Source organism: Ammonicoccus luteus (assembly GCF_050880385.1).
In the GTDB taxonomy this organism is placed as follows: domain Bacteria; phylum Actinomycetota; class Actinomycetes; order Propionibacteriales; family Propionibacteriaceae; genus Enemella.
On the sequence record NZ_JBNZCI010000003.1, the window covers coordinates 386565 to 399696 of the forward strand.

General features: G+C 66.7%; 13 protein-coding genes. 5 read left to right on the forward strand and 8 right to left on the reverse strand.

The features are described 5' to 3' along the window. The first annotated feature begins 53 nt into the window (after positions 1-53). Genes ACQ260_RS09630 through ACQ260_RS09645 form a run of 4 tightly spaced genes read left to right on the forward strand, consistent with a single transcriptional unit; the run spans position 54 to position 4291 of the window. The gene (locus ACQ260_RS09630; protein WP_432559208.1) at positions 54-1013 is read left to right on the forward strand and encodes a branched-chain amino acid ABC transporter permease; all 960 of its coding nucleotides are present in this window, start codon (positions 54-56) and stop codon (positions 1011-1013) included. After that, positions 1010-2734: a branched-chain amino acid ABC transporter permease gene (locus ACQ260_RS09635; protein ID WP_432559209.1), complete on the forward strand. Its 1725-nt coding sequence runs from the start codon at positions 1010-1012 to the stop codon at positions 2732-2734. Before ACQ260_RS09630 ends, ACQ260_RS09635 begins: the two co-directional genes overlap by 4 nt. Positions 2735-2751: 17 nt before the next feature. Next, entirely contained in the window at positions 2752-3591 is an 840-nt protein-coding gene (locus tag ACQ260_RS09640) for an ABC transporter ATP-binding protein (RefSeq protein ID WP_432559210.1), read from the forward strand. Beyond that, complete coding sequence (locus ACQ260_RS09645) at positions 3584-4291, forward strand: ABC transporter ATP-binding protein (protein ID WP_432559211.1); 708 nt, start codon at positions 3584-3586, stop codon at positions 4289-4291. Before ACQ260_RS09640 ends, ACQ260_RS09645 begins: the two co-directional genes overlap by 8 nt. A gap of 24 nt (positions 4292-4315) precedes the next feature. On the opposite strand, the gene ACQ260_RS09650 is transcribed toward ACQ260_RS09645, so the two are convergent. From ACQ260_RS09650 to ACQ260_RS09685, 8 genes are all read right to left on the reverse strand, one after another. Next, positions 4316-6046, reverse strand: coding sequence for an NAD-binding protein (locus tag ACQ260_RS09650; protein ID WP_432559212.1), 1731 nt, complete (start codon positions 6044-6046; stop codon positions 4316-4318). 7 nt (positions 6047-6053) lie between these two features. Continuing rightward, the gene (locus ACQ260_RS09655; protein WP_432559213.1) at positions 6054-6437 is read right to left on the reverse strand and encodes a DUF6394 family protein; all 384 of its coding nucleotides are present in this window, start codon (positions 6435-6437) and stop codon (positions 6054-6056) included. Positions 6438-6513: 76 nt separating this feature from the next. Continuing rightward, complete coding sequence (locus tag ACQ260_RS09660) at positions 6514-6705, reverse strand: helix-turn-helix transcriptional regulator (protein WP_432559214.1); 192 nt, start codon at positions 6703-6705, stop codon at positions 6514-6516. Beyond that, positions 6702-7094, reverse strand: coding sequence for a hypothetical protein (locus tag ACQ260_RS09665; RefSeq protein ID WP_432559215.1), 393 nt, complete (start codon positions 7092-7094; stop codon positions 6702-6704). Before ACQ260_RS09665 ends, ACQ260_RS09660 begins: the two co-directional genes overlap by 4 nt. A 44-nt stretch (positions 7095-7138) precedes the next feature. After that, positions 7139-7927, reverse strand: a complete 789-nt coding sequence (locus ACQ260_RS09670; RefSeq protein WP_432559216.1) for a CPBP family intramembrane glutamic endopeptidase — start codon at positions 7925-7927, stop codon at positions 7139-7141. A 32-nt stretch (positions 7928-7959) separates the two neighbouring features. Beyond that, positions 7960-8907 (reverse strand): type IV toxin-antitoxin system AbiEi family antitoxin domain-containing protein, encoded by a 948-nt coding sequence (locus tag ACQ260_RS09675; protein ID WP_432559217.1) that lies wholly within the window; start codon positions 8905-8907, stop codon positions 7960-7962. Between the two features lie 223 nt (positions 8908-9130). After that, entirely contained in the window at positions 9131-9889 is a 759-nt protein-coding gene (locus ACQ260_RS09680; RefSeq protein ID WP_432559218.1) for a glutamine amidotransferase, read from the reverse strand. Continuing rightward, complete coding sequence (locus tag ACQ260_RS09685; RefSeq protein WP_432559219.1) at positions 9886-10290, reverse strand: PaaI family thioesterase; 405 nt, start codon at positions 10288-10290, stop codon at positions 9886-9888. Before ACQ260_RS09685 ends, ACQ260_RS09680 begins: the two co-directional genes overlap by 4 nt. A gap of 68 nt (positions 10291-10358) precedes the next feature. On the opposite strand from ACQ260_RS09685, the gene polA reads away from it, so the two are divergent. Further along, positions 10359-13079, forward strand: coding sequence for a DNA polymerase I (gene polA / locus ACQ260_RS09690; protein ID WP_432559220.1), 2721 nt, complete (start codon positions 10359-10361; stop codon positions 13077-13079). Positions 13080-13132: the final 53 nt, after the last annotated feature.

Sequence of the window (13132 nt, forward strand, 5' to 3'; positions counted from 1 at the left end):
CCTGCTGCGGCAGGGGTTCCCCCTCCCTGTCCGCGCCTCACTGAGAGGCTCCCATGGACCTGTTCTTCCAGCAGCTCGTGAACGGGCTGTCCCTCGGCTCCCTCTATGGACTGATCGCCGTCGGCTACACCGTCGTCTACGGCATCGTCCAGCTGATCAACTTCGCTCACGGCGAGGTGTTCATGATCGGCGCGTTCGGCTCCTTCACCACGTGGATGGCCCTCGGCGCCCCGCGTGACTGGTCCTGGCCGATGGCCATCTTCGTCCTGCTGCCGCTCATGATGCTCGGCGGCATGGTCGCGTCCGTCGGCACCGCGGTGCTGATGGAGCGCTTCGCCTATCGGCCGCTGCGGGGAGCACCACGACTGGCCCCCCTCATCTCTGCGATCGGCATCTCGATCGCGCTCCAGGAGATCGTCCGACTCTTCTATGGCGAGATCCCTGGCTTCCCCAGCGCCAAGGCGGCCATCCCGTTTCCCCACGTGCAGGGCATCACCGGTGAGGCGGTCAACCTCGGCGGCATCCACGTCCAGAAGTCGGCGCTGTTCACCATCGGGGCACTGATCGTCTGCACCGCCTTTCTCGGCTGGTTCGTGAACCGGACCCGCATGGGCCGCGCGATGCAGGCCACGTCGCAGGACCCGGACACCGCGCGCCTCATGGGCATCAACGTGGACCGAGTGATCATGGTGGCTTTCGCCGTCGGTGCGGCCCTTGCGGCGGTGGCGGGCATGGCCCATGGCCTCCGCTACAACAACATCGACTTCCGCATGGGCTTCCTGTCCGGGCTCAAGGCGTTCGCGGCCGCGGTCCTCGGCGGCATCGGCAACATCAACGGTGCCGTCGTCGGCGGCCTGGTGCTCGGTCTGGTCGAGGTGTTCGCGACCACCTATATCCCCGGCCAGTTCGGGTCCTCGGCGTGGAAGGACGTCTGGGCCTTCGTCATCCTCATCCTGGTGCTGGTCTTCCGGCCCCAGGGTCTCCTCGGCGCCCGGGTGGTGGATCGCGCATGAACATCTTCACGGAAGAACAGCAGCAGCGGCTGCAGGGCACGGGCCGCATCCTCGCGCTCGTCGGGGCAGCCATCATGGCGGTGTCGGCGTACCTCGCTTGGTCCTATGGACCCCGGGTCCTCGACAACATGACGTTCTGGTTCGGTCCTTCGCCGCTCCAGTTCGCCTTCCTCGCCTTCGCGGTGTTCCTGGCCGTGCTTGTGGTCGCGGGCACGTTCGGCCAACGCAAGGGCACCCTCGCCCGGGTCGGCTGGAAGCGTGCGGCGAAGACCGCCGCCACGACGGCGGTGTTGTTCGTGCTGGGCTGTCTGTTCGCCATCACCCTCGCGCTGGGTGGGCTGATCAACATCGAGGCCGGCGGCTGGGTCGCGCTCGCCGGTGCCCTCATCGCCTGGCTCGGCACCCGCATGCTCCCGGCCGGCCCCGAGGCGAGCCTCGAGCGCGCAGCCGGCAAGTCGTGGTTGCAGATCCTCGCGATCGTCGTGGTCATGGCGGCGGCGCTGTTCGCCGCGGCGTACATCCTCGAGGTCGAGGATTCCGGCGCGTTCCTCGTCGTCATCATCGGCGTGTTCGGTCTCGTCATGACGCTCAACAAGCTCGGTCTCGCGACGTGGTTCCGGACCGCGGCGAACCACAACCGGCAGGCCCTGATCCTCGCCGCGTTCGTGGTCGCCTTCGCCTTCCCGTTCACCCAGGGGGGCTCCGACGCCAACATGTCGATCGCGGTCCAGGTGCTGATCTTCGCGGGCACCGCGCTCGGGCTGAACATCGTGGTCGGTCTGGCGGGCCTGCTGGACCTCGGCTATATCGCCTTCCTCGGGGCGGGCGCGTTCACGGCGGCCGTGCTCTCGAAGTCGGCGTTCGCCACGTTCCTGCCCAACTTCAAGCCGCCGTTCATCCTGGTCATGCTCATCTCGGGCTGCATCGCGGGCATCTTCGGCCTCATCATCGGCTCGCCCACCCTCCGGGTCTCCGGCGACTATCTGGCGATCGTGACGCTGGCGTTCGGGGAGATCTTCCGGATCGGCATGAACAACCTGGACGGCTCCGACGGGCCGGACATCACCCACGGCTCGAACGGCATCCCCGGCATCCCCAACCTCAACCTGTTCGGGTTCGACTTCGGGGAGAGCCACACGATCCTGGGCGTCCTGATCGGGCGGTTCGCGAACTACTACTGGCTGATGCTGCTGGTGATCGGCCTCATCATCCTGGTGTTCGTCAACCTCAACAACTCGCGCATCGGCCGCGGCTGGGTCGCGATCCGGGAGGACGAGAAAGCCGCCGAGGCGATGGGCGTCAACACCTTCGGCCTCAAGCTGCTCGCCTTCGCCGGTGGTGCCTTCCTCGCCGGCCTGGCGGGGACGGTCAAGGCCCATGTCGATGTGTCGGTGACTCCGGACCAGTACATCTTCCTCGAGTCCGCCTTCCTCCTCGCCGCTGTTGTGCTCGGCGGCATGGGGACGGTTCTCGGCGTACTCGTCGGCGCCACGATCCTCAAACTCCTCCCCGAGAAACTCCGCATCATCAGCGACGCCCGCCTGCTCGCGTTCGGTCTGCTGCTCGTGCTCATGATGCGGTTCCGACCGGAGGGCCTGATCGCCAGCGAGCGACGTCAGCTCGAGTTCCACGAGGAGGACCAGGAACTGGCCGACCAAGTGGAGGAGACGATCGATCTGTTCCATCCCGAGGTGACGGCTGATGCGCAGGAGAAATCGTGAGTACGCAGGGAGTCAACGTGGCTGAGTCCGCGCACAAGATCGGGGACGTCCTCCTGGACGCCCGCGCGGTCACCATGCAATTCGGTGGTCTCACCGCCGTCAACGAGGTCGACCTCCAGGTGCATACCGGCGAGATCATGGGCCTCATCGGGCCCAACGGGGCGGGGAAAACAACGTTCTTCAACTGCCTCACCGGCCTTTATCAGCCGACGAGCGGCGAGGTGCGGTTCGCCGGCGAGATCCTGCCGCCCAAGCCGGTCAAGGTCGTCAAGGCCGGCATGGCCCGGACGTTCCAGAACATCCGGCTGTTCGCGAACATGACCGCGTTGGAGAACGTCATGGTCGGTGCGTTCTCCCGGACCCGGACCAACGCGTTCGACGCGATCTTCCGGCTGCCCCGGCACCGGCGCGAGGAGCGGGAGACGAGAGCCCGCGCCCAGGAACTGCTCGAGTTCGTCGGTCTCGGCAAGGCCGCCGACCGCCTCTCCCGCAACCTGCCCTATGGCGACCAGCGTCGCCTCGAGATCGCCCGCGCCCTGGCCACCGACCCCAAGCTGCTGCTCCTCGACGAGCCCACGGCGGGCATGAATCCGCAGGAGACCCGGCAGGCCGAGGAGCTGATCTTCCGGATCCGCGACCTCGGTCTCGCCATCCTCGTCATCGAGCACGACATGCGGTTCATCTTCAACCTGTGCGATCGGGTCTGTTGTCTCGTCGGCGGAAAGGTGCTCGTGGAAGGCACGGCCCACGAGGTGCAGAGCGACGAGCGAGTGATCGCGGCCTATATCGGGGTGCCGCAGGAACTCGATCTGGGCAACGGGGATGATCCGGACGAGGACGGGAACAACGATGCTTGAGGTCAAGGACCTGGTGGTCGCCTACGGCCGTGTGAAGGCAGTGAAAGGCATCTCGTTCAACGTGGACGAGGGCCAGATCGTGTGTCTGCTCGGCACGAACGGCGCCGGCAAATCCACCACGCTGCGCACCATCTCCGGGCTCCTCAAGCCTGTTTCCGGGTCGATCACCTTCGAGGGCAAACGCATCGACGGCGTCCCGGCCCACCAGATCGTCACCCGCGGCATCGCCCAGTCGCCCGAGGGGCGCCGGCTCTTTCCCAAGATGAGCGTCGAGGACAACCTCATGCTCGGGGCGTTCGCCCGCCACGACCGCAGCGGCCTCCGGCAGGACATCCAGCGGGTCTATGACCTCTTCGAGGTGCTGGGCCAACGCCGCCACCAGCCGGCGGGCCTGTTCTCGGGCGGCGAGCAGCAGATGCTCGCCATCGGCCGGGCCATGATGAGCCGCCCGCGATTGCTGATGCTCGACGAACCGTCCATGGGCCTGTCGCCGATCATGACCCAGACGATCATGCGAACGATCCGCGAGCTCCAGTCCGAGGGCGTGACGATCCTGCTGGTGGAGCAGAACGCCCAGGCCGCGCTGACGCTGTCCGATGTGGGCTATGTCCTCGAGGTCGGCCGCATCATGTTCTCGGACAGGGGCAAGGCGCTGCTGGGCGATGACCGGGTGAAGCGGGCGTATTTGGGCGCCGACTGACCTTCGCCAGCTCGTGCCGTGGCGCTAGCTTCTGCGCAGATCGGCCAGCACCCGGAACAGCCACGTCTCCGGGCGGACTTCGCCGGTGGCCACATAATGCACTGTGTGGTCATAGACGAGCGTCCGGTCGAGTTCGTCCAAAGCCTCGGACCGGGCGGCGATGACGAGCAGGTCTCCCGGCTGCAGCTCGGTGTCCTCGTCGGGCAGGAAGGTCGTGTCGTCGCCACGGATCAGTGACACGACGAGCATCGGCAGTGGGTTGAGCCAGTCCTCGGGATCGGCGATGAGCTGTTCGATCGTGAGTCGCCTGCCGGTGTTCAGCCAGCGGGCCACAGCGGGTGCAGCATCGGCGTCGAGGGCGAACTCGGTGCTGGTCGGCGTACCCCCGCCGACCCGACCGAGGAACCGTGCCAACACGTCTTCCGACCACTGGTCCTCGGCGTGCAGCACATGGTCGATGAACGCCCAGTAGTCGGGGGAGATGATGTGCGCGAGCACCTCGCGCGCGACCAACTCGCTGGGCACGAACAGGGAGTCCGCGGCGAACGCCCGCATGGTCGCCGCCTGCAGGTTCGACCGCTGCCGCACGGCCAGGAAGATGTCCGGGTTCTCCAACCGCGCGTGCGCCGCGAGCGCGAGATTCTCGACGTCGCTCTCCGCGCCCGCGACCATGCCGACGATGTCGGTGACGTCGGGATTGCCGTACGCGGGATCAGCCACCGAAACGTCCAGGCCGATCGCCGTCAGATCGCGGGTGACCTCGTCGCTGAACTTGCCGTCCCCGACGACGATCCAGCGGCCGTCGGTGAGGCTCCCCAGCCGCTCCAGCAGCGGGCTGCCCACCGGGTCCATGAGCCAGGTCGCCAGCTGGAAGGTCGCGGGCCGCTTCAGCGCGAGGCCTAGGTAATGCCCGTAGCGGTCATAGGGGTTGATGACGGCGCGGGGGTCGAAATCCGTCATCCGCTTCGCAGTGCGTCGGTCGTCGCAGCGGGCGATCACGGGCACCTCGGGGCGCAACAGGTGAACGTTCATGACCACCGCGAGGTTGTCCGCATCGTTGGTCAGCGCGAGCACGCCCTCGCACAACGGATGCCCGAGACCGGCGAGACCCAACAGGGCCGGGTTGTCCACCGCGCCCTCGATGCCGGGGACGTCCTCCCGGTGTTGGTCGACCGCCAGCGCATCGACCTTGGAGTGGCTGTGGTCGATGACCACGAACCGACGTCCGTGCTCGTCGAGGACGCGCGCGACCGCGCGTCCGGCCTGGCCATAACCGGCAATGATGAGGAACGGTTCCGCCATGGACTGGACCCGGCGGCGCAGGCGCTGCACTCTGATCGCCTCGCGAAAGGCACTCTCCTGGACGAGCGCGAAGAGTGCGGAGATGGCATACGCCCACCCGATGACCGTGAGATAGATCGAGATCGTGACCCACATCCGCTGGGGATAGCTGAACGAATAGGGGATCTCACCGAATCCGATCGTCGTGGCCGTATAGCTCATGACGTAGAACGCGTCGAACATCGTGAGCCGGTGCGGGTTGCCGTCGCCATCCTGGCCGGGCATGAGGCTGAGCCCGACGACCGAAATCGTGAAGATGACGATGAGCACGATCAGCGGGGCACGCATGCGCCGCAGGACCAGAAAGATCGCGTCCGTCCCCGGCACGTCCGTGGGCACGGCCACTGCCCGGCGCCGCAGCACTTGGCGGCGGACCCGGTCGCGGGTCGTCAGCAGCAGCAGCGGATTGCCCATGATCGCCTCAGCGTCGGCGGTGGCTCAGGGTCTCGGCGACGAGCAGAACGATCGACACCATGTTGGCGAGGCACGCGCCGATCGCGAGCGACACCACCGAGGACAGGTGGTGCGTGTCCATGTTGTCGAGCACCTGGTCGGCGTACACCCACAGCCCCGCGGCCAGAATCAACTGGATGCTGGCCACGAGGCTGGTCGCCAGATGGATGGCGCCGATCTGGGTGCGGTCACCGAACTTGAGGATCGTGGCGATCACGTTGACGACCACGGCTGCGTACAACTCATAGACGTTGTGCTGGGCTGGATCGGTGAGGTCGCCGATCACGTAACCGAAATTCAACGTCGCCGCCAGCAGCACGAAGAAGCCGAAGACCACCTTCTCGAGGTTCACGCTTCTGACGATAGTCCCGGGCGCCCGCGCTGGGGAACAAACGCCGCGCCAGTCGCGGGGCAGTGAGCCGGCGTACTCACTCGGGGGAGAAGATCTCCTCGATCCGCAGGTCGAAGACCCGGGCGATCGTGAAGGCGAGGGGCAGGGACGGGTCATAGCGTCCGGACTCGAGCGCGTTGACTGTCTGCCGCGAGACATCGAGCTCCCGGGCGAGATCGGCCTGGGTCCAACGGCGTTCGGTGCGGAGCTCCTTGAGCTTGTTCTTCATCGATGCTTCCATCCCGTCCAGGCCGAGCCCGCTCCGAAGAAGACCGCCCACACCGGGATCACCCAGACCCAGGGGAGCGCGGGTCCGCCGGCTGTCTGGATCATGCCGATGCAGAACGTGACGAGGATGGTGCCGGCGACGGAGATGGCCAGCGAGTCGAGCAGTTTGCGCGCCTGGAACTCATCGGCCTCGCGGATATAGCGCCACAGCGCCCAGATGCCGACCGCCACGCCGACGACGGGGAGGCAGGCGAGCACGTAGCGCAGGACCGAACCCTCCGGCTGGCGCTGCGAGAGAGGAAGGCTGATGAGGATGAGGACGGTATAGAGGACGGCTGCGGTGAGGAAGCGAATGAGGTACGCGCGACTGGAGCGCTGCTGGGTGGTCATGGTCGTTCTCCCTTCTGGGTGCTGCGAAAAGCGAGGTAGGGCGGTCAGGACAGGGCGGCGAGGAGGGCCGGCAGCCCGAGGCCGACGACATCGACGAACCAATGCGCGACGATGAGGGGCCACAGGCGCTTGCGCCACAGGTACAGGGCACCGAACATCAAGCCGGCCAGGAAGGTCGTCACGAAGCGCGCGAGCTGCGCCTGCGCGTCGAGCGGTGTGAGCGCGGCATGCTGCAGCCCGAAGAAGAAGGCCATGATGACCAGACCCGCGAGCTGGTTGGTGCGCCGGGCGAGTTCGGGCTGCGCCCAGCCGCGATAGAGGAGTTCTTCGGCGACGGCGACCGTGATCGGCAGGACAAGCAGGCTCCACAGGCCTAGCCAGAGCGGCGGGGTGAAGGTTGCGGTGGGTGCCGGGGGCGGGCCCTGATAGGCGACGAGATTGCCGATGAAGGAGCAGGCGAAGAAGCCGATCGAGACGATCAGGCAGAGCAGCGCGGCCCAGCCCGTGTCGCGGAGGCGGAATTGGACCAGGTCGCGGAGGGTGCGTCCTTGGCGTCGGGCGAGGTGGGCGATGAGCCCGATGCAGATGACGTCGACGGCAACGATCGTCACGTTCGCCCACAGAAGGCCTTGCCCGTAGTCGCCCGTCACAAGCGTGAACACGCCGTTCGCGGCAAAGAGGAGGGCGGTGCGGACGAGGAGCACGCCGATGATGACCGGCCATGCAACAGGTCGTGCGGGACCGGTGCCAGCGGGCGCACCAGGGGTGGGCGAGCTCGAGATGGCCAAGCCAGGGGCGGGGGTGGGTCCAAGTCGGAGGGGTGAGGTGCTCATGCATCAAATGTAAAGCGCGCTTGACGTGAAGGTCAAGGAAACTTGACACAAAATGTCAAGGTTTCTTGACTTCTGCGGCTGGTGTTGCTGAGGTTGGCATTGACCCATCGCACGGTCCACCGGCCATGGGTCTTCAGCAGTTCCTCCCGCTGTTTCTCGAACACAACCACCTTGTCGACGGTTTCGCCGGGTGCGAGGAGGCGGCCATATTTCACCTCCCCGTCGAACTCACCGCTCACCCCGTATTCCTCCCAGTCGAAATCCACCCGCGCGTCCACCTCCCCGTTGTGGTCGCGGAACTCTCGCTGCAATTGCGGCATCGGCAACCCGACAACAGCCATGAGCACCCGGGACCGGGATTCGCCCGGGCTTTCGGCGCGCGCATCACCGAAGGCAACGGCCCGCCGTGCTCGCTCGTTGAACCGGCGCCGTCTGGCCAGTTCGATCTCGGCCTCGAGCGCAGCTCTCTCCACGCCACGATGCAGCGCGGCGTCGACGACGGCGACGGCATCGGCAAAGGGCAGCCAACGGGCAAGGTCCACCACGGTTCGTTCGATCGTGGTCACCGGGACGCCCGATGCTTCGGTCACGGCGCTGTCCGGCAGCGGTGCCGAATGGCGCCAGACGTTCTTGGTGATGCGTCCACTGGTGTCCGGTCGGGTGATGTGGACCCTGGTCAGGTCCGTGATCCGCACGGGCAGGTCATGCAGCACAGCCGCCGAACCGTGGGTGAACACGGTGCCGACCCCCAAGGTCGGACGCGTCGCCTCCAGCAGGAGCAGGTGTCGTGCCTCAGGCGTGAGGTCGTCACGCCGCCACGCATAGCAGCCCCGTCGGATGGGGATCAGGTCGCCGGAGCGAACGAGGCGCCTGACATCTGCGGCAGTCAGGCCTCGTTCCAGCAACTCGCCGTATCGAACCACGCCACCATTGGACCGGAAGTACGCAGGCGCGCGGCCGCCCGAACGTCGGTTGTCCACAGCCCAAGGTGTTGTCCGTCCAGAGACCGGTCGTGAGCGCCCGGGTGGTCACACTGCCGGGTGTCGCCCGCTCACTGTGCACACCGTCCCTGACTTCACACCCGAAACGGACGTGAGCGAAGTCATCGGCGGGGTGCATAGTCGGCCTGCGGCATCGACTTCATCGAGGCGACCCTGCCCCGGAGAGAGGCCAGCACCTCCGCGGGCGCCTGCGCCGCCAGGGTCAGGCGTACACCTCGACAAAATTCTTCAGGATCTGTTGCGGGTGCACGACCTCGGACGCGAGAGCCTCGCGCGTGAGGCGGTCGAGTTCATCGGGATGGAAATAACCCGCGTGCCGATATTCCTGCAACCGCTCGATCAACCCGGTCGAGTCGAGCTCGGGATGGAACTGCGTGGCATAGAGGTTCTTCTTGACCCGGAACATCTGCACGGGACACGGCCCGGAGGTGGCCAGCAGCACCGCGTGCGACGGCAGTTCCCGGACCGCCTCCTTGTGACCGAGGAACGCATCGAACTTGTCCGGCAGGCCCACGCACAGCGGATCCGCACGACCGGCATCGGTGAGCTCGATGTGTCCGGTCCCGGGCGGCTCGCCGAACGTCCGGTCGACCACAGCGCCCTGGTGCGTCCCGAGGGTGCCGACGCCATAGCAGGCGCCCAGGAACGGCATGTCCCGCGCGACGATCTCGTCGAGGATCTTGCTCATGTCGGCTTCGACCCGCTGTTGCACGACCGACTTCTCGGTGATCGGGTCGGAGGAGTTGAACGGGCTGCCGCCGGTGATGACCCCCGCATAGCGGTCGAGGTCGATCTGCGGCATCGGTCCCTCCTCGAGCCGGACGCGGTCCATGCGGCTCGTCGGCAGGCCGGCATAGTGGCAGATCGCCTCATATTCGGCATCGGCGATCGAGTGCCCGGCGCGGGTGCCCAGAAACAGAAATCGGCTGGCCGGGACGCCGCCGCCGGTGGATGTGCTCATTTCTTTTCCTCGACCAGTTGGCAGGTCAGCCGGGCGGTGGCGATGCGCCGGCCGTCGTCGTCGACGAGTTCGATCTGGTACGCCGCGATGCGGCTGCCCAAGGACAGGGCCGTGGCGGTGCCGGTCACCCACCCGGACCTGGCGGAGCGATGATGGGTGGCGTTGAGCTCGAGGCCGACCGCGATCTTGCCGTGGGCAAACGCATGCGCGTTGGCGGCCAGAGAGCCAAGTGTTTCGGCGATCACTCCCGTGGCGCCGCCGTGCCACAGTCCGAACGGCTGGGTGTTGCCCTCGACCGGCATGCGCCCCACGGCCTTCTCGGCGGACAACTCCAACAGCTCGAAGCCCATCTTGGCGTCGAGGGGGCTGTGCATGTCGGCGAACTCCGGGGGCACGGTCATGAGCGAACACTAGCGCCGTGGTTCGGCGGCGCACGAAAGTGTCCGACCGGCTGGGTAGGCTCCCGTTCGTGGTCACCAACAACGCGGACGAGACGACCGAGCAGCGCCCGAAACTGCTCCTGATCGATGGCCATTCAGTGGCCTATCGGGCGTTCTTCGCGCTGCCGGTGGAGAACTTCGCGACCCGGACCGGGCAGCACACGAACGCGGTGTTCGGGTTCACCTCGATGCTGATCAACGTCCTGCGGGATGAGCAGCCGACCCATCTCGCAGTGGCCTTCGACGTGTCGCGGCAGACGTTCCGGCAGGAGGTCTATGCGGAATACAAGGCGAACAGGTCCGCATCCCCCGACGAATTCAAGGGTCAGGTTCAGCTCATCAAAGAGGTGCTCGATGCGCTGAACGTCGTGCACGTCGAGGTCGACGGCTATGAGGCCGACGACGTGATCGCGACGATCGCCACGGCTGCCCCCGGGGCCGGCATGGACGTGCTCATCTGCACCGGCGACCGGGATGCGATGCAGCTCGTGAACGACGCGGTCACCGTGCTCTATCCGCGCAAGGGCGTGTCGGATCTGATGCGGATGACCCCGGCGGCGGTGGAGGAGCGCTATCTGGTGCCGCCCGCGCGCTATCCGGAGCTGGCCGCGCTGGTGGGGGAGAACTCGGACAACCTCCCCGGTGTTCCCAAGGTGGGTCCCAAGACGGCGGCGAAGTGGCTGACGGAGTGGGACGGGCTGGAGAACATCCTCGCCCACGCCGACCAGATCAAGGGCGTCGCGGGGCAGAACCTTCGGGACCATATCGAGCAGGTCCGCATCAACCGACAGGTCAACGCGCTCCTCACGGACCTGGAGCTCCCGGTGGGGCTGCACGATTTCGTCCGCCGGACGTGGGATCGCGAGGCCACCCACCGGCTGTTCGACTCCCTGGAGTTCCGGGTGCTGCGGGACCGGCTTCTCGAGACCCTGCCGCCGGAGGAGAGCGAGCCGGAGGGCGGGTTCGAGATCGAGGTCGAGGTGCTCGGTGCGGGCGACCTGAAGCCCTGGCTCGACCGCCACGCATCGGGAGCCAGCCATGCCGGGGTGGAGGTCACCGGGCACTGGGCGCGCGGCGCGGGGGACGTGTTCGCGCTGTCGCTCGCGGCATCTGACGGCGCTGCCGGGTGGCTCGATGTCGCTGCGCTCGAGCCTGCTGATGAACAGGTGCTGGCCGAGTGGCTTGCCGACCCCAGTCGGATCAAGATGATGCACGACGCCAAGGGCCCGCTCCTGGCCCTGTGGTCCCGAGGGTGGGACCTCGCCGGACTTGCGTGTGACACGCAGTTGGCTGCATACATTCTGCGGCCGGACCAGCGCACCTTCGACCTCGGCGATCTCAGCATCCGCCACCTCAAGCGCGAGCTCAAGGTGGACGAACCGGACGCCGGCGCGCCGGCCGACCAGGGCGCGCTGTTCGATGACGTGGACGGCGACGAGGCCGCCCGGCAGGCGGCGATGGTCCGAGCGCGCGCGGTCATCGACCTGGCCGAGGCGCTCGACGCCGAGCTCGCCGAGCGGTCCCAGACCCACCTGCTCACCGAGGTCGAGCTGCCCCTCCAGCGGACGCTGGCCCGGATGGAACAGGTCGGCATCGCAGTCGACGTGGATTATCTGGAGGAGCTCGAGTCACACTTCGATGTGCAGGTCACGACCGCCGCGGACGCCGCCTATGAGGTGTTGGGCAAGCAGATCAACCTGGGTTCGCCCAAGCAGCTCCAGGGGGTGCTGTTCGACGAGCTGGGCATGCCGAAGACGCGGCGGACGAAGTCGGGATATACGACGGATGCCGACGCCCTCCAGGGCTTGTTCGCGAAGACCGAGCACCCGTTCCTGGCGCACCTGCTGGCACATCGCGATTCCATCCGGCTGCGCCAAACCGTCGAGGGTCTGCTCAAGTCGGTCGCCGACGACGGGCGCATCCACACCACCTATCTCCAGACGATCGCCGCGACGGGCCGCCTGTCGTCGACCGAGCCGAACCTCCAGAACATCCCGATCCGCACCGAGGAGGGCCGTCGGATCCGGGAGGCTTTTGTCGTCGGCCAGGGCTTCGAGTCGCTGATGACCGCGGACTATTCGCAGATCGAGATGCGCATCATGGCGCACGTCTCCGAGGACGCCCAACTGGTGGAGGCGTTCCGGTCCGGCATCGACTTCCACACGGTGACCGCCGCGAAGGTGTTCGAGGTCGAGCCGGATGCGGTGACCTTGGAGATGCGGGCCAAGATCAAGGCGATGAACTACGGACTGGCCTACGGCCTCAGCGCGTTCGGCCTGTCCAATCAGCTCAAGATCGAAACCTCCGAGGCGAGGGCGCTGATGGACGACTACTTCGAAGTGTTCGGAGGCGTCCGGGATTATCTGCAGGGGATTGTGGCAGAGGCGCGGCGAACGGAATACACGGAGACAATCCTGGGTCGGCGCCGCTATCTGCCGGACCTCATGAGTTCCAATCGACAGCGCCGCGAGATGGCCGAGCGGATGGCGCTCAACGCACCCATCCAGGGTTCGGCCGCAGACATCATCAAGGTGGCCATGCTCGACATCGAGTCCGGCCTCGTCGCCGAGGGACTCACCTCCAGGATGCTGTTGCAGGTGCATGACGAACTCGTCTTCGAGGTGGCACCGGGCGAGCGGGAGGCACTCGAGGCACTCGTCCGCGACCGGATGGGAAATGCCGTCGCCCTGACGGTGCCGCTGGACGTGTCCGTCGGTGTCGGTTCCTCGTGGCACGAAGCCGCGCACTGAGGACCAGCGATGGCCGGGGAGCGCCGGAGGCGTGTCTCGAATCCGCGCAGAAC

Excerpts from the sequence above, each read along its gene's own strand:
- ACQ260_RS09630 (WP_432559208.1), top strand. The coding sequence starts at position 54 with ATGGACCTGTTCTTCCAGCAGCTCGTGAACGGGCTGTCCCTCGGCTCC.
- ACQ260_RS09635 (WP_432559209.1), top strand. The coding sequence starts at position 1,010 with ATGAACATCTTCACGGAAGAACAGCAGCAGCGGCTGCAGGGCACGGGC.
- ACQ260_RS09645 (WP_432559211.1), top strand. The coding sequence starts at position 3,584 with ATGCTTGAGGTCAAGGACCTGGTGGTCGCCTACGGCCGTGTGAAGGCA.
- ACQ260_RS09650 (WP_432559212.1), bottom strand. The coding sequence starts at position 6,046 with ATGGGCAATCCGCTGCTGCTGCTGACGACCCGCGACCGGGTCCGCCGC.
- ACQ260_RS09660 (WP_432559214.1), bottom strand. The coding sequence starts at position 6,705 with ATGAAGAACAAGCTCAAGGAGCTCCGCACCGAACGCCGTTGGACCCAG.
- ACQ260_RS09665 (WP_432559215.1), bottom strand. The coding sequence starts at position 7,094 with ATGACCACCCAGCAGCGCTCCAGTCGCGCGTACCTCATTCGCTTCCTC.
- ACQ260_RS09670 (WP_432559216.1), bottom strand. The coding sequence starts at position 7,927 with ATGAGCACCTCACCCCTCCGACTTGGACCCACCCCCGCCCCTGGCTTG.
- ACQ260_RS09680 (WP_432559218.1), bottom strand. The coding sequence starts at position 9,889 with ATGAGCACATCCACCGGCGGCGGCGTCCCGGCCAGCCGATTTCTGTTT.
- ACQ260_RS09685 (WP_432559219.1), bottom strand. The coding sequence starts at position 10,290 with ATGACCGTGCCCCCGGAGTTCGCCGACATGCACAGCCCCCTCGACGCC.